Source organism: Streptomyces sp. NPDC101191, assembly GCF_044767915.1.
Lineage (GTDB): Bacteria > Actinomycetota > Actinomycetes > Streptomycetales > Streptomycetaceae > Streptomyces.
The window spans coordinates 1-23,923 of the sequence record NZ_JBIWOU010000017.1 but is presented as its reverse complement, the minus strand read 5'-3'; the positions used below and the strand labels follow the sequence as shown (position 1 = coordinate 23,923).

The window sequence follows — 23,923 nt, the reverse complement described above, 5'->3', positions numbered from 1 at the left end:
GCCGGAGAACGGCGACGGTCCGCCGCCTGTGGTGGAGGGCACAGGGTGCGGACCGTGCGGTGCGTGCGGGTGTGCGCGGTACGGCGTGCGGTCAGGCGGAAGGGCCGGCGGGTGGCCGGATCCGTTCGTCCGTCAGACGGCGGCCTTCTTGAGGCGACGGCGCTCACGCTCGGACAAACCGCCCCAGATGCCGAAGCGCTCGTCGTTCTGCAGCGCGTATTCGAGGCATTCGGAACGGACCTCGCAGGCGAGGCAGACCTTTTTCGCCTCGCGGGTCGAGCCGCCCTTCTCGGGGAAGAAGGACTCGGGGTCGGTCTGGGCGCACAGTGCGCGCTCCTGCCAGCCGAGTTCCTCGCCCGCGTCCTCGACCAGCAGTTCCTGGAACAACTCGGTCATGTGCGCCCCTCGTCCGTCTTTTTCGCGTCCCCGTGGTGTTGTCGCCCCGGATCGATGCCGGCCGAACGACACGAGTGAAATTACAAGTTCGTGCTCTGTGCGAGTCAAGCCGAGATCTGCTATTGGGCCCCGTATTCACTCTGCGGAACCAAGCGTATGCGGAAAGTGTTCAAATCACCAAAAACCATGACACATGCCGCTGGCCTGACCTGTCCGCCGACGTCTCATGAAGAAGGACGAGCAAAACGTGGATCTTGTTGCGATCCAGCCACGGAAGCGATCCGGATCACAGTCTGATCACGAGACCTCCCCCATGTTTAGACGGCGGTGGTGCGCCATGTGTCCTGGCCAGGCCCTGCACAAACCTTTCTCCGCACAGGGCAACCGGATGAGGTGAAAGATTGCGGCCAAACCGGTCATTGAGTTGACAGTCGGGTACCTCTCCGGCCACCTTTGGTGGCATGCCAGCGACCGCAGCGCCCTCCGCGACCCACGCCCGTGGGTTCCGCCGCGCTGTCCAGGACCGCTGTTGCTGTTGCTGTCCCAGCTGTTGACGCGCGCCTTCTCCCCAGCGCTCCAGCACCCTCCCGCGCGGCCGTCCCGCCGGCGCACCCCCTGTTCCACCCCTTGCTCTGCGACCCCCTGCACTTCTGCCGAGGAACCACCGCACCCATGAACATGGACAGCGACCTTCAGATCGCCGGCGACATCCTTGAGGTACCGCACCTCCTGCAGCCCGCCGGCGAGCACCCGACCACCGTGGCCGAGTTCGTCGGCCTCGCCCGCGAGATCGCGGCCGACCGCGCCCAGTGGGCGCCGTACGTCGAGTTCGACGCCACCACTCGCTGGTACCACCGGCTGCGCACGGGCCCCGGCTACGAGGTCTGGCTGCTGTCCTGGCTGCCCGGCCAGGGCAGCGGACACCACGACCACGGCCCCTCCTCCGGCGTACTGACGCTCCTGGAGGGCGAACTGACGGAGCGTACGGACAGCGGCGCCGGGAAGATCACGGCCGGCGCCCAGCGCGTGTTCGCGCCCGGCTATGCCCACGAGGTCGTCAACGACTCGCTGGAGCCGGCCGTCAGCCTGCACGTCTACCACCCCGGCCTCACCGAGATGCCGATGCACGAGTCGCTGCGCGCCCAGTGCACCCCCGTCCCGTCCACGGCCGCGGCCGCCGGAGCCGTGCCCGCCTGACCGGCCCGCCCCACCACCCCTCAGGGGATCGGCCCGCGGCTGACAGACTGTGCCCATGCGCATTGTGGTTCTGGCCGGTGGCATCGGTGGTGCCCGCTTCCTTCGCGGCCTCAAGCAGGCCGTGCCCGACGCGGAGATCACGGTCGTCGGCAACACCGGTGACGACATCCATCTCTTCGGCCTCAAGGTCTGCCCCGACCTCGACACCGTGATGTACACCCTCGGCGGTGGCATCAACGAGGAACAGGGCTGGGGCCGTGAGGACGAGTCCTTCACGGTCAAGGAGGAACTGGCGGCCTACGGGGTCGGGCCCGAGTGGTTCGGCCTCGGCGACCGCGACTTCGCCACCCACATCGTCCGCACCCAGATGCTGGGCGCCGGCTTCCCGCTGAGCGCCGTCACCGAGGCGCTGTGCGCCCGCTGGCAGCCCGGCGTCCGGCTGCTGCCGATGTCCGACGACCGCGTCGAGACGCACGTGGCCGTCGAGACGGACGGCGAGCAGCGGGCCGTGCACTTCCAGGAGTACTGGGTGAAGCTGCGCGCCTCCGTGGACGCCAAGGCCGTCGTGCCCGTCGGCGCCGAGCAGGCGAAGCCCGCGCCGGGCGTCCTGGAGGCGATCGCCGAGGCCGACGTCATCCTCTTCCCGCCGTCCAACCCCGTCGTGTCCGTCGGCACCATCCTGGCCGTCCCCGGCATCCGTGAGGCCGTCGCCGCCGCCTCGGCGCCGGTGGTGGGCCTCTCCCCCATCGTCGGCGACGCGCCCGTGCGCGGCATGGCCGACAAGGTGCTCGCGGCGGTCGGCGTGGAGTCCACGGCGGCGGCCGTCGCCGAGCACTACGGCTCCGGGCTGATCGACGGCTGGCTCGTCGACACCGTCGACGCGGGCGCCGTCGCGGACGTCGAGGCGGCGGGCATCCGCTGCCGTGCGGTGCCGCTGATGATGACCGACCTGGAGGCGACCGCGGCGATGGCGCGCGAGGCGCTGGCGCTCGCCGCCGAGGTCGCCGGATGACGGCCGGACCCGGCGGCACCGCGCCGCGGTTCGAGGTCTGGGCGCTCGACGGGATGCCCGAGGTCGAGGCCGGGGACGACCTCGCCGGCCTGATCGCCTCGGCCGCTCCGGAACTCGCCGACGGGGACGTGCTGATCGTCACCTCGAAGATCGTGAGCAAGGCGGAGGGGCGGGTGATCGCCGCCGACGACCGGGAGAAGGCGATCGACGCCGAGACCGTGCGGGTGGTGGCGCGGCGCGGGGCGCTGCGGATCGTCGAGAACCGCCAGGGCCTCGTCATGGCCGCCGCCGGCGTCGACGCCTCCAACACCCCCGCCGGGACCGTGCTGCTGCTGCCCGAGGACCCCGACGCGTCGGCCCGCCGGATACGCGCCGGGCTGCGGGCGGCGCTCGGCGTCGAGGTCGGCGTCGTCGTCACCGACACCTTCGGACGGCCCTGGCGCAGCGGACTCACCGACGTGGCGATCGGCGCGGCCGGGGTGCGGGTCCTGGACGACCTGCGGGGCGGGACCGACTCGCACGGCAACGCGCTGAACGTGACCGTGGTCGCCCACGCCGACGAACTCGCCGCCGCCGGTGACCTGGTGAAGGGCAAGGCCGAGGGCCGGCCCGTCGCCGTCGTGCGCGGCCTCGGACATCTCGTGGGCGGCGACGCGGAGCCGGGCGCCCGGGCGCTGGTCCGCGATCCGGCCGACGACATGTTCCGCCTCGGCACCTCGGAGGCCGTACGGGAGGCGGTGACGCTGCGCCGGACCGTACGGGAGTTCACCGACGATCCGGTCGACCCGGGCGCGGTGCGGCGGGCCGTCGCCGCGGCGGTGACGGCGCCCGCCCCGCACCACACCACGCCGTGGCGCTTCGTGCTCCTGGAGTCGGCGGACGCGCGGCTGGGGCTGCTCGACGCGATGCGGGACGCGTGGATCGCGGACCTGCGGGCGGACGGCAGGTCCGAGGAGTCGATCGCCCGGCGGGTCCGCCGCGGCGACGTCCTGCGCAACGCGCCCTACCTGATCGTGCCGTGCCTGGTCATGGACGGCGCACACCACTACGGCGACCCACGCCGGGACGCCGCCGAGCGCGAGATGTTCGTGGTCGCCGCGGGCGCGGGCGTGCAGAACCTGCTGGTCGCGCTCGCCGGGGAACGGCTCGGCTCGGCGTGGGTGTCCTCGACGATGTTCTGCCGTGACGTCGTACGGGAGGTCCTCGGGCTGCCGGCGGACTGGGACCCGATGGGCGCCGTGGCGGTAGGCCGCCCGGCCGCCCCACCGAAGGAACGGCCCGCGCGGGACGCGGCGCGGTTCGTCGAGGTGCGCTGACCGGAGGGGCCGTCGGCCGTTCTCCTTCCGGTGGTGCCGCCGGCACGGCCCGCCCGGGTGGGCCGGTCGGCGCCGGCGTCGGTCCTTACAGGGCCGTGATGTCGTTGGGCGCCAGGCGCGGCGCCCGACGCGGCGGGACCCGGCCGCTGAGCAGGATCAGGCGGGCGGCGCGGTGGCGCTGGCCCTCGTAAGGGGCCAGCAGCTCCAGCATGGCCGCGTCGTCCGCCGCGCGGTCGCCCGCGAGGGCCCAGCCGACGATGCCCGGGAGGTGGAGGTCGCCGGTGGTGACCTCGTCCGGGGCGCCGTTGCTGCGCTGGATCGTCTCGGCGGAGGTCCACGGGCCGATTCCGGGGATCAGCTCCAGGCGCCTGCGGGCCTCGGCGGGGGCCATCAGGGCGGCCTCCTCCATGCGGTGCGCGACCCGCGCGGCGCGCACGATGGCGGCGGAGCGCTTGCCGTCGACGTTTGCGCGGTGCCATTCCCAGGACGGGATCATCGCCCAGGTCCGGGCGTCGGGCATGGCGTACATGCCGTCGGGGGCCGGGCCGGGGGCGGGCTCGCCGTACTTGCGTACGAGCAGCCGCCAGGAGCCGTAGGCCTCGTGCGTCGTGACCTTCTGCTCCAGGATCGACGGGATCAGCGACTCCATCACCAGCCCCGTGCGGGTGAGGCGCAGGCCGCGGCGGGCGCGGTGGGTGACGGCGAGCAGTTTGTGGCGCGGGACGAAGGCGGCGGGGTCGTCCTCGGCGCCGAGGAGCGCGGGCAGCCCGTCGAGCAGCCAGGGCCCACCCGGCCCCCACGCCTCCGCGGCCACGGCCCCGCCGTGGATCCGCACGCGCAGGGTCCCGGCCCCGGCCGGGGTGCGGCTGGCCCGCCAGACGGAGCCGTCGGCGGTAACCCGGAAGGTGGGGTCGGAGGGGCCGCGGCGCAAGGGGCCGAGGGTGAGGCCGAGGTCGAGCTCCAGGTCCGGATCCGGCGCCAGGTCCCGGACCTGGGGGCGGGGTACGGGGACGTGTCCGCCGCGGGCGGTGACGGGGGTGACGGGCGGGCGGGGGGCGAAGCGGCCGGACATAGCTATGAGCGTAGCCCGCCGTGCGCCGGGCCCGAGCCGCCCGGCCCGAGCCCCCGCCGCGGCGCCCGTCGCCCCGGTGCCGGGGCGGGGACCGGGGGGTTACTGGTCCGAGGAGAAGCGGACCGCGCCCTGGGGGAGGGTGGCGTCGCACCAGATACGGACGCCCTCGCGGAGTTCGTTGTCCGGGCCCACGTCCGCGCCGTCGCCGATGACCGCTCCCGTCAGCACCGTGCGCGCGCCGACGCGGGCGCCGGCGCCGACGAGGGAGTCGGTGACGACGGCGCCGGCCTCGACGACCGCGTTCGCGAGGACCGTGGAGCCGGAGATGCGCGCGCCGGAGCCGACGACCGCGCCGGCGCCGATCACGGTGCCGCCGCTCAGCTTGGCGTCCGGGGCGACCGTCGCCGTGTCCAGGACGAGGCGGTCCCCGCAGCGCCCGGGCACCGCCGGGGACGGCGCGCGGCCCAGGACGAGGTCGGCGGACCCGCGGACGAAGGCCTGCGGGGTGCCGAGGTCGAGCCAGTACGTGGAGTCGACCATGCCCTGGAGGTGCGCGCCGGTGGCGAGCAGCTCGGGGAAGGTCTCGCGCTCGACGGAGACCGGCCGGCCGGCCGGGATCGTGTCGATGACCGAGCGGCGGAAGACGTACGCCCCCGCGTTGATCTGGTCGGTGACGATCTCCTCGGGCGTCTGCGGCTTCTCCAGGAAGGCCGTGACGCGGCCGGTGGCGTCGGTCGGGACGAGCCCGAAGGCGCGCGGGTCCTCGACCCGGGTGAGGTGGAGGGAGACGTCGGCGCCGGAGGACTCGTGGGTGGCGACGAGGGCGCGGATGTCCAGGCCGGTGAGGATGTCGCCGTTGAAGATGAGGACCGGGTCCTCGGGTCCCGAGTGGAGCCGCTCGGCGACGTTGCGGATCGCGCCGCCGGTGCCGAGCGGCTCCTCCTCGGTGACGTACTCGATGCTGAGCCCGAGCGCCGAACCGTCGCCGAAGTGCGGTTCGAAGACCTCGGCGAGGTAGGAGGTGGCGAGGACGATGTGGTCCACGCCGGCGGCCCGGGCCCGGGCCAGCTGGTGCGTCAGGAAGGGGACGCCCGCCGCCGGGACCATCGGCTTGGGCGTGTTGACCGTCAGGGGACGCAGCCGGGTGCCTTTGCCACCGACCAGGAGAATCGCTTCGGTCACCTGTCGTCTCTGCTTCCTGTTCGGGTCCGGTCTCATCGCCCGGGGCAGCGCGTTTCGGCCGTCCGTACGATATGACCGGTCAGTTTATGCAGATGGTTGAGTCCATGGCCCCATCAGCGCCTTCCCTGGTACTTCGCGGAGGCCGACCGGGCGGTGCCGAGCTTGTTGTAGAGGCGCCCGCCCGGGCACTCGGTCGCGAAGCCGTCACGGTGTCCGGCGATCACGTTGAACTTCACCTTTCTGCCCTTCTTGTAGAGGTTTCCGCCTCCTGACGTGAGATACGTCTTCGCCTTCGGATTCACCCCGTGCAGCCCCAGCTTCCACGCGGTCAGCCGTGCGATGGCGGTCACGGCGGCGGCCGGCGGGCTGGTGGAGCCGTAGCTGCCGAGGACGGCGATGCCCATGCTGTTGGTGTTGAAGCCGAGGGTGTGGGCGCCCATGACCGGCTTCGACACGCCACCGGCCCGGCCCTCGTAGATGTTTCCGCACTTGTCGACGGCGAAGTTGTAGCCGAGGTCCCGCCAGCCGCTGCTCTTCACGTGGTAGCGGTAGATGCTGCGCAGCACGGAGGGGGCCTGCTTGCAGGTGTAGCGGTTGCCGGTGGCGCTGTGGTGGACGAAGACGGCCTTGATCGTCTTCGTGTAGACGAAGCCCTTCTCCCGCATCTTCTCGTCGGCGCCCCAGCCCTTGCGCGTGATGATCTTCGGGCGCGGGCCGATGTACGGCTTCGCGGCGGCGGCGCGGGTGGTGGCGGTCCGCGCCGAGGCGGGGAGCTCGGCCAGGGTCTGGGCCCGCGTCAGGGCCGGGATCACGTCGGCGCCGAGGGGGACGAGGTCGGCGTTCACGCGCGCGGCCTCGGACTGTTCGGGGTTCATCGGCGCGGCCGGGGCCGTCCGGGGCGTCCAGGCCGCCCGGGTGACCCGGGTCGCCGGAGCGTCGTCCGCCGGTTCCGGGCCCGGGTCGACCAGCTCCAGGTGCAGGCCCGACGGGAGCGGGGCGTCGACGCCCTCGTGCCGCTCCGGGCTCACACGGATCTCGACGCCGTCCGAGTCGCCGACCCACAGCGGGGCGGTGGAGCCGTGCAGGGCGCCCGAACGTCCCTCCGCCGTCCCGGGATCGGCGCCGTGCTCGTCGTTGTGGGTCTCGACGTCCTGCCAGTCGGACCACGCCCCGTCCGCGGCGGACCGGGTGCGGACCTCGACGGTGCCGTGCAGCGGGGCGCGGACGTCGTCCCACACCACCCCGAGGAGCGAGAACGGTCTGACGTCCCGTCGGCCGAGCCCCCGCGCGGCCGACGACTCGGCGGCGCCGAAGGAGCGGCCCCGGGGCCGGTCCGGACCGAGGGGTTCGAGCGGCAGCGACTGGGTCGACCCGGCGACGGCGGTTTCGGGCACGGCGGCCGGCGCGGCGGCGGCCGGGTCCGCGACGACGCCCGGGTCCGCGGCGGCGGGTACGACGACGCCCGGGTCCGCGGCGGCGGGTACGGCGACGCCCGGGTCCGCGCCCGCGGCCGGGGTCGCGAGGGTGAGCGGCAGGGCGAGTGCCGCCGCGCAGCTGACGGCGATCGAGGAGACGAGGTAGGCACGCATGGGCTGATCGTCCGTACCGGGCGGGCGTTCCGCTCGGCGGGAAGGCACAAGGAAACTGACGCCCCGTCGGGCCGACCGGTGGACGGGGTCACCGGTACGGCGGACCGCGCGCGGGGGCCCGCGTACGCTTGCCCGCGTGAACGCCAGCGACCGCACCCCCGCCGACCTGCTGCGATCCGCGCTCGCCGCGGACCCGGCCCGCCCCTTGGTCACTTTCTACGACGACGCCACCGGTGAACGCGTGGAATTGTCGGTGGCCACTTTCGCCAATTGGGTGGCCAAGACGGCCAACCTCCTCCAGGGCGAACTGTCCGCTTCCCCGGGCGACCGACTCGCCCTGCTGCTGCCCGCGCACTGGCAGACGGCGGTCTGGCTGCTCGCCTGTTCCTCCGTCGGGGTCACCGCGGAGCTGGGCGGCGACCCGGCCGACGCCGACTACGTCGTCGCGGGACCGGACGGCCTGGAGGCGGGGCTCGCCTGCTCCGGGGACCGGATCGCGCTCTCCCTCGCCCCGCTGGGGCGCCGCTTCCCCGCGCCGCCCGCGGGATACGCGGACTACGCGGTGGAGGTGCCGAGCCAGGGCGACCGGTTCGCCCCGTTCGTCCCCGTCGATCCCGACGCGCCGGCTCTCGTCGTCGACGGTACGGAACTGACGGGCGCACAGCTCGTCGAGCGCGCCCGCCAGGACGCCGCGGAGCTCGGGCTCGCGCCCGGCGCACGCCTGCTCTCGGGGCGCTCGTACGACACGTGGGCCGGCGTCTCGGCCGGTCTGTACGCACCGCTGGCCGCCGGCGGCTCGGTCGTGCTGTGCCGCCACCTCGACCGGCTCGACGCGGACGGCCTGGCCAAGCGGGTCGACAGCGAGCGGGTCACCCTCACCCTCGCGGACTGACCCCGCGACCGGGGCCCGCCGGCGCCCTGTGCGGCTTCACGTGTCGCCACCGTCGGAGGGGGTGCCGGACGGCCTGACGCGAGGGGGCGGCGGACGGCCTGACGCGAGGGGGCGGCGGACGGCCTGACGCGCTCTCCCCCAGCGCAGCGGGCCGACTGCCCACACTCAGGTGGGCGATGCCCGCACGGCGGCTGGGCGGCGCGCCCCCCGGGGCGAGGCCACACACGGCACGTCAGCCCCTGCCGGGCCCGGGGCTGCCTGTTCGGACGCCCGCCCTACGGGCGCTCGCGGATCGACGCCCGGCCCTACGGGGTGCTGTGCGAGACCCGTGGGCCTGCGGGGTCCGGTGCCTCCGCGGGGGTGGGGGTGTCCGGACTGCGAGCTTCCCTTCGCTTCGCTCGGGAAGGTCGCCGCCACGTCCGGACACCCCCACCCCCGCTCCGGCACCGGACCCCTTCCCGCCGTCGTCGGCCGTCCGGCCTCGGGCCCTTCCCGCCATCGTTGGCCGCCCTGCTCCGGGACCTTCCGCGCCGTCGTCGGCCGTGCTGCTCCGGGCCCCTCCCCGCCGTCGCCGGCCGTGCTGCTCCGGGCCCCTCCCCGCCGTCGCCGGCCGTCCGTCCTGTGCGGAGGCACCGGACGCCTCCCCGCCGTCGCCGTCCCCCCGGGTGGCCGGGACCGGGGTCCTCGTGGTCGCTCCCACCCGTACGGCCCATCGACGCGCCGCGTAACCCGGCTCCGCAGGGCGACTCCGGTACATGATCGGCCGGGGGGACCGAGGCCTTCCGCAGAACCAAGCGCCGGAATCGACCGTCTACTACACCGAGACGACGGCCGCCGGTGTCCCGCAGACGCCATCGAGGACGGACGGATCCAGCCGTGACGGACAACGCAGACACGCCCGCGGAGCCCGACGCCGATGGCAAGGGCGCCCGCAAGCGGCACTGGCTGCGCTGGACGGCGCTCGCCGCGGCGGCCCTGGTGCTCGCCGCGGCGGGGACCGGCTGGTGGCTCTACCGCAAGCTGGACTCCAACATCACCACGGACACGACGGCCGCGGACGAACTGACCAGGTACGAGAAGGAGCGTCCGTCGCCGGCCGCCAACGCGGCCCGGAACATCCTCCTCATCGGCTCCGACACACGTGCGGGCGCCGGGAACCGCAAGTACGGGAAGGACGGGGGGACCCAGCGATCCGACACCACGATCCTGCTGCACATCTCCGCCGGCGGGTCCGGCGCGACCGCGGTCTCCATCCCGCGCGACCTGATGGTGCGGATCCCCAGCTGCACGAAGCCGGACAGGACGCGCACCAGGGAACAGTTCGCCCAGTTCAACTGGGCCTTCGAGTTCGGCGGTACGGCGTGCACGATCCGCACCCTGGAGAAGCTGACGGGCATCCGGATCGACCACCACATGGTGATCGACTTCGGGGGCTTCAAGAAGATGGTCGATGCCGTGGACGGGGTGGAGATCTGCCTCAAGGAACCGATCGACGACGCCGACGCCCATCTGAAGCTGCCCGCGGGACGCCAGGTGCTGCACGGCGAGCAGGCGCTCGGCTTCGTACGGGCCCGGAAGTCGCTCGGCAACGGCAGCGACACGGAGCGGATGGACCGGCAGCAGCAGTTTCTCGGTGCCCTGGTCAACAAGGTGCAGAGCGACGGCGTGCTGCTCAACCCGACCAAGCTCTACCCGGTCCTGGACGCGGCCACGAAGTCGATCACGACCGATCCGGGGCTCGACTCGCTGCGCGACCTGTACGACCTGGCGCGCTCGATGCGGGCCGTGCCGACCGAGAAGGTGCAGTTCCTGACGGTGCCGCGGCGCCCGTACTCGTACAACGCGAACCGGGACGAACTGGTGCAGCCCGCGGCGGACCAGCTCTTCGCCCGGCTGCGCGCCGACGAGCCGGTGGTCATCCGCCCCGGCGGCAGCGGGGAGCCCGAGGCGGCGGGGGACGGTCCGAGCGCCTCCGCGACGCCGTCGTTCGCGGGACGCAACGCGGCGACCGCAAGCTGCTGATGAGTAAAGGAGGGGCCAAGGTGGGGGCGGCACTGGATGAGGTTTGGGCAAATTGCCCAGTTGTAAGGGGCGTGGAATTTGTCACGGACGTCGCCCCACGCTGAACTGGGCGGATAGTGTGACGCGATCCGGTGCACCCGACCACGTGGTCTCGCACGCAACGGATCGACCGACCGAGCGCCCGAGGGGGAGGCGCCTCGCGTGGCACCGACGGAGGATTCAAGGAACCGTGGACGCGCACAGCCGTGGACGGGCGGACGAGATCGACCCCGCCGACCAGTGGGTGCTCAACCCGCAGACCGGCCATTACGAACTGCGACTGGACCGCTCCGCTGAGCAGTCGCCGCAGGCCGCACCGTCCCACCCGCGCCCCCGCACCACCCGTAGTGCCACCCCGCCTCCCGGCCAGAGAACCAGGTCGGGCCAGGCACCGGCCGAGTACGGGGGGCGCGACCGCGCCACCGAGACCGCACCGCCCGTGCCCGGGCAGCGCCGCCGGCGCGCGGCCGAGCCGGACGAGCGGCCGGGCTCCGCGGGTCGTCGCAAGCGCAGGCCGGAGAAGAAGTCCCGCAAGAAGAAGGTCCTGATGTGGACCGGCGGCACGATGGCGTTCGTGCTCGTGGGCGGCGCCGCCGGCGCGTACGCGCTCTACGAGCACTTCAACAACAACATCAACACCATCGACGTGGCCGGCGGGAGCACCGGCGGCTTCAAGAAGGACGCCGCCTTCAACATCCTGCTCATCGGCACCGACAAGCGGACGGGCGAGGGCAACGGCGGCTACGGCGACAAGAACAGTCCCGGCCACGCCGACACCACGATCCTCTTCCACGTCGCCAAGGACCGGACCAACGCCACGGCGATGTCGATCCCGCGTGACCTGGTCATCGACATCCCCGAGTGCGAGACCAAGCTGCCCGGCGGCAAGGTCAAGACGATCCCCGGCCAGACGGCCACCCGCTTCAACGTGAGCCTCGGCCAGTCCGACCGCGACCCCGGCTGCACCATGCGCACGGTCAAGGAGCTCACCGGCCTGACGGTCGACCACTTCATGATGGCCGACTTCAACGCCGTCAAGGAGATGACGACGGCCGTGGGCGGCGTGAAGGTCTGCCTGGCCAAGCCGGTCGACGACCCGAAGTCGCACCTCAAGCTGCCCAAGGGCGAGTCGACGATCCAGGGCGAGCAGGCCCTCGCCTTCGTCCGCACCCGGCACAGTTTCGGCAACGAGAGCGACCTGGACCGCATCAAGGTCCAGCAGCAGTTCCTCAGCTCGATGATCCGCCAGATGAAGTCGGACGACACGCTCACGTCCCCGACCAAGCTGTACGACCTCGCCGACGCGGCCACCAAGGCGCTCACCGTCGACACGGGCATAGGGAGCATCACCAAGCTCAAGTCCCTCGCGGGCGAGCTGGCGCAGATCGACCCGAAGAACATCACCTTCACCACGCTGCCGGTCATCGACAACCCGGCCGAGCCCCGCCCGATCACGGTCGTGCCGGACCCGACGGAAGCGCCGCGGCTCTTCTCGATGATGCAGTCCGACACCTCGCTCACCGAGGTGAAGAAGAAGGAGCAGGACGCCAAGAACGCCCAGGCGCAGGCCCAGGCGAAGCTCCTGCAGGGGGCGCGGTCCACCGCCCACGAGGTCCGTGTCGACGTCTACAACGGCAGCGGCATGACCGGCGCGGCGCAGAAGACGATCGACTGGCTCCAGAACGAACACGGCGTGACGCGGTCCAGCAACAAGAGCAACGCCCCCGAGAAGGCGGCGAGGACCACGCTCACGTACGCACCGAACCAGGCCGACCAGGCCCGCAAGCTCGCGGACCTGATGGGCCTGCCCGCCTCGGCTCTCAAGCCGGGCACGCAGGACGCCGGGGAGCGCGAGCCCATGACGCTCGTCCTCGGCGCGGACTTCAAGGGCGCGGGGGTGCCCCTCACCGGACCGGCGAAGGCGCCGGCCGGTGCGCAGACGGCAGACAAACAGGTGTGCGCCAAGTGACCCGGACCGACCGGGCCTTGCGCCGCACCTGAATCGACGGGAGACCTGGGGTGGGACAGAGCAGCGTGCGTAGGGGGGAGGGGGCGCGAGAACGCGCCCCGCGCGCCCGCGACTTGGGCTGGGACGAGACTCTCTACGAGGAGGAGGGCGAGAGCGGCTCCGTCGGTACGGGCGAGCGCGCGGGCGGCACCGTGCCGCGGGCGCGCCGTGCGGGCGGCGGCTCCGGTGACGGCGGTGACGGCGGGGGCCGGCAGAGCCGCCGACGGGGCGGCGCCCCGCGCCGGCGCGCCAAGAAGGCCGGCAAACGCCGGATACTGCGCTGGGTGGCCATCACCCTGTCGCTGCTGATACTCGGCACGGCCGGCGCCGGATACCTGTACTACGAGCACCTCAACGGCAACCTCCGCGGCGGCAGCCGCGCGGGCGGCGACAGCGGCGTGAAGAAGGCCGAGCCGAACGCGCTGGGCGACACGCCGCTGAACATCCTTCTCATCGGTTCCGACAGCCGTGCCGACGACAAGAACGTCGCCCTGGGCGGCGGCAAGAACGAGCGGGACCGCAAGCCGCTCGCCGACGTGCAGATGCTGTTCCACGTCTCGGCGGACCGGAAGAACGCCTCGATCACCTCGATCCCGCGCGACACCGTCGTCCCGATCCCGAAGTGCCAGGACGGCCAGACGACCTACCCCGCGACGACGACGCGTCCCATCAACGAGACGCTGAGCCGCGGTGGACCGGGCTGCACCCTCACCACCTGGGAGAAGCTGACCGGGGTCTACATCGACCACTGGATGATGGTCGACTTCGCCGGCGTGGTGTCGATGGCCGACGAGGTCGGCGGCGTCCCGGTCTGCGTGAAGACCGGGGTGTGGGACAAGTCGACCGCCCGGCAGAAGGGCGGCTCGGGGCTGAAGCTGCCCCAGGGCACCCACGAGGTCAAGGGCGAGCAGGCGCTCCAGTGGCTGCGTACGCGGCACGCGTTCGGCAGCGACCAGAACCGCGCCAAGGCCCAGCACATGTACATGAACGGCATGATGAAGCAGCTCCAGGCGCAGAACGCCTGGACGGACACCGGCCGGCTCATGGGTCTCGCGGAGACCGCCACCACGGCGCTCCAGGTCTCGGACGAGATCAAGTCGGTGAAGAAGCTCTTCGACCTGTCCATGCAGCTCAAGAACGTGAAGCTGGACCGCCTCACGACGGCCACCGTCCCGACGGTCCCCTACCCGGGCAATCCCGACGCGTGGCTCCAGCTGGTCCCGTCGGCCGCCGACAAGATGTGGTCGATGCTCCGCGACGACGTGGCCCTCGACAAGAACGGCGACCCCGCCGGGGGCAGGAAGCCGACCGCTTCCACGAAGCCGGCGGCGACCGCTGAGGCGCCCGGGGACTTCAAGGTCACGGTCGTCAACGGGACGGCCGGCGACGGCGAGGCGCCCACCGAGGGCCGGGCCGGCACGATCGCCGAGAAGCTGCGCGGCAAGGGCTTCACGCAGGCCGAGTCCTCGCGCGACGCCCAGCCCCGCAAGGACAGCGTGGTGTTCTACCCGAAGGACGCCGGCGACCAGGGCAAGGCGAACGCCCTGTCCGTGGCGCACGCCTTCGGACTGCCCGACGCCGCGGTCCGCTCGGACGCCAAGGCGGAGGGACTCCTGCTGGTGGTCGGCGCGGACTGGCGCGAGGGTTCCACCTACAAGAAGCCGCAGGTGGCGGCCGGTGACCTGCCCGAGGGCGCCGACGACAAGACGACCTGCATGGACGTCTACTCGGTCTACCGGTGGGACGGGAAGAGCTGACCCGCACGCGTGACCCGCGGACGACGGTCCGCACGACGCCGACGGCCGGGCCCCTGGGGGCCCGGCCGTCGGCGTTCTGTCGGTGCGTCCGCGCTCAGACGGTCTCGGCCGTCCCGCCGGCCGTCACCGCCGGGCGCTTGCTCGCGATGACCTTCCGGGCCAGCGAGCGGGGACTGGTGAGGAAGCCGAAGCCCCAGGACATGTGCATCGTCGCCAGGGCCACCGGGATCTGCAGCCGGGCCTTCAGGGACAGGCCCTTGCCGGCCGGGACGGAGCCGGCGGCGATCGCGGCCAGGTAGCCGGCCGGCACCACGAAGCCCAGCGGGGTGAGGAACGCGCCCACCACGACGCCCGCGGCGATCGCGCAGACGGCGGCCGGCGGGGCGAGGTAGCGCAGGTTGATGGAGCCGGCGTGGTACCGGGCCACCACGTGCCGCCACTTGCCGTAGTCCTTGTACTGCTTCGCGAGCGCCCGGACCGAGGGCCGGGGGCGGTACTGGACGCGCAGGTCCGGCGAGAACCAGATCAGGCCGCCCGCCTCGCGGATGCGGAAGTTCAGCTCCCAGTCCTGGGCGCGGATGAACTCCACGTTGTAGCCGCCCTGCCGCTCCAGCGCCTCACGCCGGAACACGCCCAGGTAGACGGTCTCGGCGGGGCCGGCCGTGCCGCCGGTGTGGAAGGCCGCGTTGCCGACGCCGATCTTCGAGGTCATGGCGGCCGCGACCGCGTCCTCCCAGGCGTTCTCGCCCTCGGCGTGCATGATGCCGCCGACGTTCTGCGCGCCCGTCTCCTCCAGGAGGCGGACGGCGGTGTCGATGTAGTTGGGCGACAGCATGCCGTGGCCGTCGCAGCGCACCACGATCGGGTGGCGCGAGGCCTTGATCGCCGCGTTGAGGGCGGCGGGGGTGCGGCCGGTGGGGTTCGGCACAGTGTGGACGCGGGGGTCCTCGCGGACGAGCTCGGCGGCGATCTCGTCGGTACGGTCCGTGGACGGGCCGAGCGCGATCACCACCTCCATCTCGCCGGCGTACTCCTGCTCGAGGATGTGACGGACCGCGTTGCGCAGATGCCGCTCCTCGTTGAGGACCGGCATGATCACGGAGACGGGGGGCTTGGCGTTCATCGCGTGCCACGTTACCGCGAATGGGGGACACGGTCGCGCGCCGTCCGCGGCGGTGGGCATTGCGATCGTCGTATGGGCCTACGGTGCTCACGGTCCCCCTGTCGCACCCGCGGAGGTGTCCCCCGGTGCCCACACCGCCCCGACCGCCCCGTCCGCCCCGGCCCGCCGCCCGGCGCGCGCCGGTCCGCAGGCGGCGGCGCCACAGACGGTCGCGGTGGGGCATGCGGATGGCGACGGCGCTCTCGGTGGGCGTGCTCGCCGCCGGGGGGATCGGGCACGCGGTCGTGACGAGCCTGGACACCGGCATCAACCGGATCGACCCCTTCAAGGACATGAAGAACCGCCCGCAGGCCGGGCACGGGATGAACGTCCTGCTCGTCGGCACCGACGGCCGCGACAGGATCACCGAGGAGGAGCGGCGCACGTACCGGCTCGGCGGCGCGCCCTGCCACTGCACGGACACCGTGATGCTCGTCCACATCTCCGCGGACCGGGAACGGGCGAGTGTGGTGTCGCTGCCCCGCGACTCGTACGCCGAGATGCCGGAGCACACTGACCTCACCACCGGCCGCAGGCACCACGCGCACCCGGTGAAGCTGAACGCGGCGTACGCGGAGGGCGGCCCGGGGCTCACCGTACGCACGGTCGAGTCGATGACCGGGGTGAAGATCGACCACTATCTGGAGGTCGACTTCACCAGCTTCATGAAGACCGTGGACGCGGTCGGCGGAGTGGAGATCTGCACCACCAAGCCGCTGAAGGACTCCTACACCGGGCTCGACCTGGCGGCCGGACCGCACGAGCTCGACGGCGGGCAGGCGCTGCAGTACGTGCGCGCCCGTCATGTCGACGGGGCCGCCGACATCGGGCGCATGCAGCGCCAGCAGAAGTTCCTGGCGGCGCTGATCGACCGGGTCACCAGCGGTGGGGTGCTGCTCAACCCGGTGCGGTTCCGGGAGGTGGCGACGACCATGCTGGGCTCGGTGCGGGCGGACCAGGGCTTCGGTACGGAGCAGATGCTGTCGCTCGCGAAGGCCATGCAGGGCTTCGGACCGGCCTCGTCGGAGTTCGTGTCCGTGCCGCTCGGCGACATGAGCTTCCGCGTGAAGGGCATCGGGTCGACGGTGAAGTGGGACGCGGCGAAGGCGCAGAAGCTGTTCCAGTCGCTGCGCGAGGACCGCCCCCTCTCCCCCGCCCGCCCGGCCGCACCGAAGGGTCCGCGGCCGGTCGACGTGGACGTCGCGCCGAAGACGATCCGGGTCCAGGTCTACAACGGGACCCGCACGGACGGGCTGGGCGGCCGGGTCGACGCGGCGCTGCGCGGTGTGGGCTTCGACACGACGCGCGCGCCGCGGACCGGGACCGGGCAGGAGGCCCCGCACACCGTCGTCTCCTACGACCCGCGCTGGGACCGCTCGGCGAAGTCCCTGGCGGCGGCCCTGCCGGGCGCCGAGCTCAAGCCCGTACCGGGCCAGGGCGGAACCCTGCGGGTGACGGTGGGATCCGACTACAAGGGCATCACGCCGGTGCGGGAGCGGGAGCGGCAGTCGGGTCAGTTCGAGGCCGTGCGGGGGGACCAGGTGGTGTGCCCTTAGCGCCGTCCGGCGGTCGGGGCCCCGGGGGCGCTCGTCGGCCTACTCCTCGTAGCCCTCGGCCGCGCGGCGTTCGCGGAGCTCCCGGATCGCGCGGCGGCGGGCCAGGCGGTGGGTGCGGCGGATCTGGGCTTCCTGGTAGCGGCGCTTGTCCCGCTCCGTCTCCGGCATGACCGGCGGGACCGGGCGGGGCTTGCCGTCGGCGTCGACGGCCGCGAAGACGAGGTAGGCGGAGCCGACCTGGGTGGCGGGCGTGGACTCGTTCCAGCGCTCGGCCATGACCCGGACGCCGACCTCCATGGAGGACCGGCCGGTCCAGTTGACCTGGGCCTTCACGTGCAGCAGGTCGCCGACCCGCACCGGCTCCAGGAACACCATCTCGTCCATGGAGGCGGTGACGGCGGGACCGCCCGAGTGCCGGCCCGCGACCGCGCCCGCGGCGTCGTCCACCAGCTTCATGATCACGCCGCCGTGCACCGTGCCCAGGAGGTTGGTGTCGTGGCTGGTCATGATGTGGCTCAGCGTGGTGCGGGACGCCGAGGTGGGCTTGCCCGGGATGTCGCCCTGATCTGTCATGGCCTCTACCTTATGCCCGGCCTGACCGGCGGTCCGCGTGCGGTCCGCTTTGCATCAGCTTGGCAACAGCGCCGACCCGATTCCCCACCCGCCCTGTCGGCGTCGGCGGGCCGGACGGCACACTGGTCCGCATGAATGACTGGCCCGACGCCCAGCCCGAGGGACCCCGCCGGATGCGCCACGTGCAGCGCCCCCAGGTCCCGCCGCAGCAGCCGCAGCAGCAGCACCAGCGGCAGCAGCAGTACGGCCAGGGGCAGGGCCAGGGCTACGACCAGGGCTACAACCCGAGCTTCACGCAGGCCCAGGGCAGCGGCTACGACTCCGGCTACAGCAGTGGCCAGGTCTACGGCGGCCCGCAGGGCGGGGGCCACGGCACCATTCCCCCGCAGTACGACCCCCGCTCGGCGGGCGGCGGGCGGCCCGCGCCCGACTGGCGGCGCCGCATCAAGATCGGTTCGATCGTCCTGGCCGTCGCCGTGGTCGGCTGGGGCGTCGGCACGTACGCCTGGGCCAGCTCGCAGATGCGCAACGAGGTCGACCTCGGCAAGGTGATCGAGCGCCCGTCCGAGGGCGACTGCACCACCTACCTGATCGTGGGCTCCGACAGCCGCGAGGGCATGACGGCCGAGGAGAAGAAGAAGCTGCACACCGGCTCCGCCGAGGGCAAGCGGACCGACTCGATGATGATCCTCGCGGCCTGCTCCAGCGGGAACACGATGGTCTCCCTGCCGCGTGACTCCTGGGTGACGATCCCGTCCTTCGTGGGATCGGAGTCCGGCAGGAAGTACGAGGCCCGCGGCGGCTCCAAGCTGAACGCCGCCTACGCGATGGACGGCCCCGAGCTGCTGGTCCGCACGGTCGAGTACAACACCGGCCTGCGCATCGACCACTACGCGGAGATCGGCTTCGCCGGCTTCGCCAACATCGTCGACGCCCTCGGCGGTGTCGAGATGAACATCGAGAAGGGCTTCAAGGACAAGAACTCCGGGGCGAACTTCCAGCCCGGCACCCAGACCCTCAACGGCGAGCAGGCCCTGGCCTTCGTGCGGACCCGCTACGCCTTCGCCGAGTCGGACCTGGCGCGGACCAAGAACCAGCAGAAGTTCCTGTCCGCCCTGGCCAACCAGGCGGCGACCCCGGGCACGATCCTCAACCCCTTCAAGCTGTACCCGACCCTGGGCGCGGGCCTGGACACGCTCATCGTGGACAAGGACATGTCGCTCTACGACCTCGGGAAGATGTTCTTCGCGATGAAGGGCATCAGCGGCGGCGACGGCAAGTCGATGAACATGCCGATCAACGGCACGGCACCGCAGGGCTCCCTGAAGTGGGACATGCCCAAGGTGAAGCAGCTGGTCGAGCAGATCCGCACCGACCAGCCGGTCACCGTCACCTCGGACCGCTGACGGACGTCCGCCGGCACCCGCCGGCGGTCACCCCCGGGCGAGCACCTCGTAGAGCACCCGGCCGTCCGGCCCCTTCCGCACCTCGCGCAGGGCCGGGTCCCCGGCCGGGAGCCCGCCCCGCGAGGGCCGCTGGAGCACCCACTTCACGTGGTACCTGCGCAGCACCGCGAGCCGTTCCGCGCGCGGGGTGCCCGGGGCGAAGTAGCGCGTGGTGTCGGCGGCCCGCTGCTTCTCGTCGGGCAGGAAGAAGTCCGGGTAGCCGGCCGCGACGGTGTAGCCGCCGTAGGCGGGCAGCGTGCAGGCGGCCCGCCGGTCGCCGGTCATGAAGACGTCGCCGTACGCGGCGTCGCGCATCGCCCACCCCACCGGCTGCCACACCTTCCACGCGTCGCCGGTGACCGCCTTCGGCAGCGCGTCGCCCCGCAGGACGAAGGTCAGGGCGTCCCGCTGCGCCCAGAGCCCCACCGCGAGGGCGGCGGTCAGGACGGCGGCGAAGGCGCCGCGCAGCCGGCGGGCGCCGCGGTCCAGGACGCAGAGCGCGGCGGCGAGTTGCGCGGGCATGACGATCGCGGGCTCGGTCCGGCCCAGGGACCACTTGTCGAGGACCGCGCCGGCGCCGACCGTGAGCAGGCCGAGCAGGAACCAGACCACGAGCGGGTCGCGGCGGTCGCGCCGGAACCGTACGGCGAGGGCGAGCAGTCCGAGCGGGACGAGGGTGAACCGCGTCGCGGCGTGCCGGTAGAGCGGCTGGTGGATCTCCTCCAGGCCGCCCGTGCCGAGCAGCGCGAAGAAGGAGTAGTACGGCCATACGGCGAGGACCGTGAGGCCCACCGCGAGCGCGGTGGCGAGCCGCAGCACGCCGGCCCGGGTGGGCCGGCCGGGTGCCGCGACGAGGACGCCGACGATGCCGAAGGTGAAGACGACGCCCGTGAACTGGTGACTGAGCATCAGGACCGCCCACAGCAGGCCCAGTCCGGCGTACGGGACGACGCCCGCCCCGCCGGGCCGGCGCAGGACCCGGGTCAGCAGGGCGAGCAGGTGGAAGCCCAGGCCGGTGGCGAAGGTGCTCGGGTACGAGGCGTTCGCCGACAGCGACGTCAGACCGAGGAAGCCGCTCCATATGAACGGGCGCACGCCCCACAGGAGCAGCAGGCAGAGCACGGCGAGCAGCGGCGCCGCCGGGTGGGCGCCGAGAGTGCGGACGAACCGCCGTACACCGGTCACCAGCACGACCAGGCCGACGACGGCGGCGCAGCGCAGCACGTCGAAGGTGTCGAGTCCGGTCGCCTTCGCGAACAGCGCCAGACAGACGGTCCACGGCGAGTAATAGGGGCTGTCCGTGGGCGAGTCGACCATCGGGTTGCCCGGGTGGAACAGGTCGTGCCGCAGGCGTTCGACCGTGGCGGCGTGCACCCCCATGTCGCCGATCCACGGCAGCCGCACGCACATCAGCACCGCGCCCGCGGTGAGCAGCAGGGCCGCCCCGCGCAGCGCGGTGAGGAGCCGGCCCGGGGCGAGCGGGTCGAACGGGCGCGCCGGGGCGCGGAGCGTGGCGGGCTCGCCGGTCATCGGTGGTGGCCTTACTGCGGGTTGGGCGGGTACGGGTGCGACCGTCCCGGAACGCCCGGGCCGACGGCCCGTGACACACCGTACAGCCGTGGACTTTTGCGGTAGCGATCCGTCCGCGCGTTCGCAGGACGTTTGATTTCGGCTGTGGTTGCCGGGGAGGATGGCGTCTCGGCCCCGGGGCGCCCGGGGACGGGGACACGGGGAGGTTTCACGGATGCCGTGGGACGAATGGGAGCAACTCAAGACCGAGGTGGCAGAGCGCCAGTCCACCTCGATGCGGCTGAACCAGCTGGCGCCCGAACCGGGCGGCGGGGGTGCCTCCGAGGACCTGAAGACGGACAAACGGGCCTGGGTGAAGGCCGGTGAGGGCGTCTCGGGCCTGAAGGAGGGCATCGGCAAGGCGCTGACGGCGCTCGACTCCGGTCAGGCGGGCCTCGGCGACGACAAGGGGATCCAGAGCGCGGCGGCGCAGAAGGAGCTGTACGACTCCTGGAAGAAGTACGTCGGCGACGTCAAGAGCCGCTGTGACGCTTTGGGCGGGCTGCTGCAGACGTCCGGTCATGACCTGACGAAGCCCGACGAGTCCCTCGTCGCGGACCTCGGCACCCTCGCGGCGAAGTACGCGGACACCGAGGCCGTCGGCGGCCAGGCGAAGGAGAAGTGACCGGGGCCATGGATCTGGAGACCCTGAAGGCCTTCAAGCAGGCCGAGTACGAGGAGGCCGCCGACGGCTACCGGAGCGTCGGCGAGGCGGCGAGCGCGGCCAAGGACACGATCGACAACCAGATCTCCTCGGGCATCCGCGCGCAGCTGGAGGGCAAGGCGGCCACGGCCGCGCTCGGCGAGCTCAAGGAGCTGTCGAAGAACTTCCACTACGCGCAGACCGAGTGCGGTCTCGTCAGCACCGCGCTGAACGCCTTCGCGTTCGACCTGGGGGCGGCCAAGCGCAAGCTGGACGCGGCGATCGCCGACGCCCAGGCCGCCAACTGCACCGTGCACCCGAACGGCTCGGTCGGCTTCCCGCCCGGCTCGAAGCCCGGCGCGGAGAAGGTCGAGGACGGCGGCACGGTGACCGGCAGCGCCGGGATGGACGACCCCACGGCGAACGCCCTGGAGCGCCAGGCCATCAACATCCACCCGAACCCGAACTACGGCAAGGCCATCGGGTTCGCGAACCGGATCGCCGACGCGCTGAAGGAGGCGACGGAGGCCGACGCCAAGTGGGCGCCGAAGCTGCGCGCGCTGAAGGCCGACGACGACCTGAAGGTCACCGACCGGGACTGGGCCGACGCGCAGTCGGACATGGGCGGGGTGAAGGACGCGGGCAGCAGCTACCTGAACTCGCTGCCGCAGCCGCCCAAGGACGGCAGTCCGAAGGACAACGCGAACTGGTGGAAGGGGCTCACCCCGGAGCAGCAGGAGGCCTGGCAGTCCCTCAGGCCCGAGGCCGTGGGCGCCCTCGACGGGCTGCCGTCCACGGTGCGCGACGAGGCGAACCGGGTCGTCCTGGCCGAGAAGCACGGCGCGTACCAGATGGAGCTGGACGCCATGCCGAAGCCGCCCGCCAACGAGTGGACGTGGATCACCGCCGGCATGTACCCATCGAAGGTGCACACCGACGAGTGGATGGAGTGGCACAAGAAGTACGGGGACCGGTACGAGCAGCTCAACAAGTCCCTGAACGGCATGAACGCGATCCAGGACCGCTTCGACAGGACGGGCCTCAAGGGCCTGCCGGAGGCTTACCTGCTGGGCTTCAACCCGGAGAAGAACGGCCGGGCGATCGTCGCGAACGGCAATCCCGACACGGCCGACCACCAGGCGGTCTACGTACCGGGAACGACGTCGAACCTGGGCGGCATCGACGGCGACATCAAGCGGATGGAGCGGCTCTGGAGCATGGCCGCCGGTAAGGACAACGGCTCGGTCTCCACGATCACCTGGCTCGGGTACGACGCCCCGCAGGACATCGTCAAGGACTCGCCGTTCAGCCACTACGCCAATGACGGCGCCCCTGCGTACAACCGCTTCCTCGACGGCCTCGACGCCTCGCGTGCGGTCGACACGGACCCGCACCGGACCGCGATCGGCCACTCGTACGGCACGACGCTCATCGGCTCCGCCGCCCGCCAGGGACATCTGAACGCGGACGACGTGATCCTCGCCGGCAGCCCCGGCGTACAGGTGCCCAAGGCGGAGCAGCTGGACGTCCCCAAGGGGCACGTCTGGAACGAGGAGGCTGACGGGGACCCGGTCCCGGACATCGGCCGGTTCGGCCACGGCGGGACCGACTGGGACGGTCCGTTCCAGATCCCCAGCGACCCGACCTTCGGCGCCAACCAGATGGCCACGGACGGATCAGGCCATAGTGACTACTGGAACGGGGGCTCCAAGAGCCTGGAGAACCAGGCTCTTGTCGTCGTGGGCAAACCCGACGACGTGGAACTGAAGCCGCCGCCGAACCGAACGCCAGGGGTGCGTTAGCCAGATGAAGATCAAGGTGGGCGCAGCCGCGCTCCTCGTTTCCCTCGTCCTCACCAGCCTCTCTGGATGTGCCATGACCGATGCCAAGGACTCCGACAGCCCGCCGTTCGCGGGCATCTCCACCACGTCACAGGCGACGGACGCGACGGAGAAGGTCTCCAGCGAGCTCTTCGACCTGATCGGCCTCAAGGGGAAGGCGACCGAGCCCGGTCCCGGTGTCCTGGAATGCGCCGGCAAGGACCCGGAGAAGTTTTTCACGACCTTCCACTCCTGGACCTTCACCCCGGCCTCCGGCCGGCTCGACGGCGTGATGGAGCGGCTCAAGGAGGAGCTGCCCAAGCACGGCTGGAAGGTCGTCGACTTCGGACCTGACACCAGCAAGAACAAAAACCTCAGGATCACGGCGGACAACGACGCCAAGAAGCACAGTGTCAAGATCACCCACTGGGCCAAGGAGAACCCGCCCCAGCTGAACATGATGGTGGTCTCCGGCTGCTACCAGGTGCCGGACGGCGAGAAGGTCCAGTAGGCCCGGCCGAACGGACGCGGACGGCCCCCGGCATCGCTGCCGGGGGCCGTCCGTTCCCGTGGGGGGATTACGGGAGGTTGCGGGCCATGACGATGCGCTGGACCTGGTTGGTGCCCTCGTAGATCTGGGTGATCTTGGCGTCGCGCATCATGCGCTCGACGG

The 23,923-nt window shown here is 72.2% G+C and carries 20 protein-coding genes; 12 read left to right on the top strand and 8 right to left on the bottom strand.

Annotated features, from left to right (window positions below; genetic code table 11):
• Window positions 1–132: 132 nt before the first annotated feature.
• Window positions 133–396, bottom strand: coding sequence for a WhiB family transcriptional regulator (locus tag ACIRQF_RS37830; protein WP_345487777.1), 264 nt, complete (start codon window positions 394–396; stop codon window positions 133–135).
• A gap of 672 nt (window positions 397–1,068) precedes the next feature.
• On the opposite strand from ACIRQF_RS37830, the gene ACIRQF_RS37825 reads away from it, so the two are divergent.
• From ACIRQF_RS37825 to ACIRQF_RS37815, 3 genes are read left to right on the top strand one after another with little or no spacing between them, the layout of a single operon-like run.
• Window positions 1,069–1,593 carry a cysteine dioxygenase family protein gene (locus tag ACIRQF_RS37825; RefSeq protein ID WP_376638594.1) on the top strand — a complete coding sequence of 175 codons (525 nt, stop codon included), beginning with the start codon at window positions 1,069–1,071 and terminating at the stop codon, window positions 1,591–1,593.
• Window positions 1,594–1,648: 55 nt separating this feature from the next.
• Window positions 1,649–2,605: a 2-phospho-L-lactate transferase gene (cofD, locus tag ACIRQF_RS37820; RefSeq protein WP_382487509.1), complete on the top strand. Its 957-nt coding sequence runs from the start codon at window positions 1,649–1,651 to the stop codon at window positions 2,603–2,605.
• Complete coding sequence (locus tag ACIRQF_RS37815; RefSeq protein ID WP_404099547.1) at window positions 2,602–3,921, top strand: coenzyme F420-0:L-glutamate ligase; 1,320 nt, start codon at window positions 2,602–2,604, stop codon at window positions 3,919–3,921. Before cofD ends, ACIRQF_RS37815 begins: the two co-directional genes overlap by 4 nt.
• Window positions 3,922–4,006: 85 nt before the next feature.
• On the opposite strand, the gene ACIRQF_RS37810 is transcribed toward ACIRQF_RS37815, so the two are convergent.
• The 3 genes from ACIRQF_RS37810 to ACIRQF_RS37800 form a co-directional block, all read right to left on the bottom strand.
• The gene (locus ACIRQF_RS37810; protein WP_389759753.1) at window positions 4,007–4,993 is read right to left on the bottom strand and encodes a DNA-3-methyladenine glycosylase family protein; all 987 of its coding nucleotides are present in this window, start codon (window positions 4,991–4,993) and stop codon (window positions 4,007–4,009) included.
• A gap of 99 nt (window positions 4,994–5,092) precedes the next feature.
• Window positions 5,093–6,175 (bottom strand): sugar phosphate nucleotidyltransferase, encoded by a 1,083-nt coding sequence (locus ACIRQF_RS37805; protein WP_376638590.1) that lies wholly within the window; start codon window positions 6,173–6,175, stop codon window positions 5,093–5,095.
• 113 nt (window positions 6,176–6,288) lie between these two features.
• Window positions 6,289–7,764 (bottom strand): peptidoglycan recognition protein, encoded by a 1,476-nt coding sequence (locus tag ACIRQF_RS37800; protein WP_404099544.1) that lies wholly within the window; start codon window positions 7,762–7,764, stop codon window positions 6,289–6,291.
• A gap of 136 nt (window positions 7,765–7,900) precedes the next feature.
• Here ACIRQF_RS37800 and ACIRQF_RS37795 point away from each other — a divergent pair, with 136 nt between their 5' ends.
• The 4 genes from ACIRQF_RS37795 to ACIRQF_RS37780 all read left to right on the top strand — a co-directional run bounded on the left by ACIRQF_RS37795 (window position 7,901) and on the right by ACIRQF_RS37780 (window position 14,482).
• Window positions 7,901–8,656 (top strand): TIGR03089 family protein, encoded by a 756-nt coding sequence (locus ACIRQF_RS37795; protein ID WP_404099541.1) that lies wholly within the window; start codon window positions 7,901–7,903, stop codon window positions 8,654–8,656.
• An 876-nt stretch (window positions 8,657–9,532) separates the two neighbouring features.
• Window positions 9,533–10,678 (top strand): LCP family protein, encoded by a 1,146-nt coding sequence (locus ACIRQF_RS37790; RefSeq protein ID WP_404099538.1) that lies wholly within the window; start codon window positions 9,533–9,535, stop codon window positions 10,676–10,678.
• 229 nt (window positions 10,679–10,907) lie between these two features.
• Window positions 10,908–12,686: an LCP family protein gene (locus ACIRQF_RS37785; RefSeq protein WP_389759857.1), complete on the top strand. Its 1,779-nt coding sequence runs from the start codon at window positions 10,908–10,910 to the stop codon at window positions 12,684–12,686.
• Between the two features lie 65 nt (window positions 12,687–12,751).
• Window positions 12,752–14,482: an LCP family protein gene (locus ACIRQF_RS37780; RefSeq protein WP_404099534.1), complete on the top strand. Its 1,731-nt coding sequence runs from the start codon at window positions 12,752–12,754 to the stop codon at window positions 14,480–14,482.
• A gap of 94 nt (window positions 14,483–14,576) precedes the next feature.
• Here the strand turns inward: ACIRQF_RS37780 and ACIRQF_RS37775 are convergent, their stop codons facing one another.
• Window positions 14,577–15,605 (bottom strand): glycosyltransferase family 2 protein, encoded by a 1,029-nt coding sequence (locus ACIRQF_RS37775; RefSeq protein ID WP_376638654.1) that lies wholly within the window; start codon window positions 15,603–15,605, stop codon window positions 14,577–14,579.
• A 221-nt stretch (window positions 15,606–15,826) separates the two neighbouring features.
• Here ACIRQF_RS37775 and ACIRQF_RS37770 point away from each other — a divergent pair, with 221 nt between their 5' ends.
• Window positions 15,827–17,200 carry an LCP family protein gene (locus tag ACIRQF_RS37770; RefSeq protein ID WP_404099531.1) on the top strand — a complete coding sequence of 458 codons (1,374 nt, stop codon included), beginning with the start codon at window positions 15,827–15,829 and terminating at the stop codon, window positions 17,198–17,200.
• A gap of 39 nt (window positions 17,201–17,239) precedes the next feature.
• Here ACIRQF_RS37770 and ACIRQF_RS37765 read toward each other — a convergent pair whose 3' ends face one another.
• Window positions 17,240–17,773, bottom strand: a complete 534-nt coding sequence (locus tag ACIRQF_RS37765; RefSeq protein ID WP_404099528.1) for an acyl-CoA thioesterase — start codon at window positions 17,771–17,773, stop codon at window positions 17,240–17,242.
• Between the two features lie 131 nt (window positions 17,774–17,904).
• Here ACIRQF_RS37765 and ACIRQF_RS37760 point away from each other — a divergent pair, with 131 nt between their 5' ends.
• Window positions 17,905–19,179, top strand: a complete 1,275-nt coding sequence (locus tag ACIRQF_RS37760; protein WP_404099525.1) for an LCP family protein — start codon at window positions 17,905–17,907, stop codon at window positions 19,177–19,179.
• 27 nt (window positions 19,180–19,206) lie between these two features.
• On the opposite strand, the gene ACIRQF_RS37755 is transcribed toward ACIRQF_RS37760, so the two are convergent.
• Window positions 19,207–20,748 carry a hypothetical protein gene (locus ACIRQF_RS37755; RefSeq protein WP_404099522.1) on the bottom strand — a complete coding sequence of 514 codons (1,542 nt, stop codon included), beginning with the start codon at window positions 20,746–20,748 and terminating at the stop codon, window positions 19,207–19,209.
• A 214-nt stretch (window positions 20,749–20,962) separates the two neighbouring features.
• On the opposite strand from ACIRQF_RS37755, the gene ACIRQF_RS37750 reads away from it, so the two are divergent.
• Genes ACIRQF_RS37750 through ACIRQF_RS37740 form a run of 3 tightly spaced genes read left to right on the top strand, consistent with a single transcriptional unit; the run spans window position 20,963 to window position 23,761 of the window.
• Entirely contained in the window at window positions 20,963–21,412 is a 450-nt protein-coding gene (locus ACIRQF_RS37750) for a hypothetical protein (RefSeq protein WP_376638649.1), read from the top strand.
• A gap of 8 nt (window positions 21,413–21,420) precedes the next feature.
• Window positions 21,421–23,232 (top strand): alpha/beta hydrolase, encoded by a 1,812-nt coding sequence (locus ACIRQF_RS37745; protein ID WP_404099518.1) that lies wholly within the window; start codon window positions 21,421–21,423, stop codon window positions 23,230–23,232.
• 4 nt (window positions 23,233–23,236) lie between these two features.
• Entirely contained in the window at window positions 23,237–23,761 is a 525-nt protein-coding gene (locus ACIRQF_RS37740) for a hypothetical protein (protein WP_404099516.1), read from the top strand.
• Window positions 23,762–23,828: 67 nt separating this feature from the next.
• On the opposite strand, the gene ACIRQF_RS37735 is transcribed toward ACIRQF_RS37740, so the two are convergent.
• The coding region (locus ACIRQF_RS37735) for an acyl-CoA dehydrogenase family protein (RefSeq protein WP_132919430.1) at window positions 23,829–23,923 on the bottom strand (95 nt) is incomplete at its 5' end.

What these genes read in the sequence shown, in the direction of transcription:
- ACIRQF_RS37830 (WP_345487777.1), bottom strand. Translation starts at nt 396, where the DNA reads ATGACCGAGTTGTTCCAGGAACTGCTGGTCGAGGACGCGGGCGAGGAA.
- ACIRQF_RS37825 (WP_376638594.1), top strand. Translation starts at nt 1,069, where the DNA reads ATGAACATGGACAGCGACCTTCAGATCGCCGGCGACATCCTTGAGGTA.
- cofD (WP_382487509.1), top strand. Translation starts at nt 1,649, where the DNA reads ATGCGCATTGTGGTTCTGGCCGGTGGCATCGGTGGTGCCCGCTTCCTT.
- ACIRQF_RS37815 (WP_404099547.1), top strand. Translation starts at nt 2,602, where the DNA reads ATGACGGCCGGACCCGGCGGCACCGCGCCGCGGTTCGAGGTCTGGGCG.
- ACIRQF_RS37810 (WP_389759753.1), bottom strand. Translation starts at nt 4,993, where the DNA reads ATGTCCGGCCGCTTCGCCCCCCGCCCGCCCGTCACCCCCGTCACCGCC.
- ACIRQF_RS37800 (WP_404099544.1), bottom strand. Translation starts at nt 7,764, where the DNA reads ATGCGTGCCTACCTCGTCTCCTCGATCGCCGTCAGCTGCGCGGCGGCA.
- ACIRQF_RS37775 (WP_376638654.1), bottom strand. Translation starts at nt 15,605, where the DNA reads ATGAACGCCAAGCCCCCCGTCTCCGTGATCATGCCGGTCCTCAACGAG.
- ACIRQF_RS37770 (WP_404099531.1), top strand. Translation starts at nt 15,827, where the DNA reads ATGCGGATGGCGACGGCGCTCTCGGTGGGCGTGCTCGCCGCCGGGGGG.
- ACIRQF_RS37765 (WP_404099528.1), bottom strand. Translation starts at nt 17,773, where the DNA reads ATGACAGATCAGGGCGACATCCCGGGCAAGCCCACCTCGGCGTCCCGC.
- ACIRQF_RS37760 (WP_404099525.1), top strand. Translation starts at nt 17,905, where the DNA reads ATGAATGACTGGCCCGACGCCCAGCCCGAGGGACCCCGCCGGATGCGC.
- ACIRQF_RS37755 (WP_404099522.1), bottom strand. Translation starts at nt 20,748, where the DNA reads ATGACCGGCGAGCCCGCCACGCTCCGCGCCCCGGCGCGCCCGTTCGAC.
- ACIRQF_RS37750 (WP_376638649.1), top strand. Translation starts at nt 20,963, where the DNA reads ATGCCGTGGGACGAATGGGAGCAACTCAAGACCGAGGTGGCAGAGCGC.
- ACIRQF_RS37745 (WP_404099518.1), top strand. Translation starts at nt 21,421, where the DNA reads ATGGATCTGGAGACCCTGAAGGCCTTCAAGCAGGCCGAGTACGAGGAG.
- ACIRQF_RS37740 (WP_404099516.1), top strand. Translation starts at nt 23,237, where the DNA reads ATGAAGATCAAGGTGGGCGCAGCCGCGCTCCTCGTTTCCCTCGTCCTC.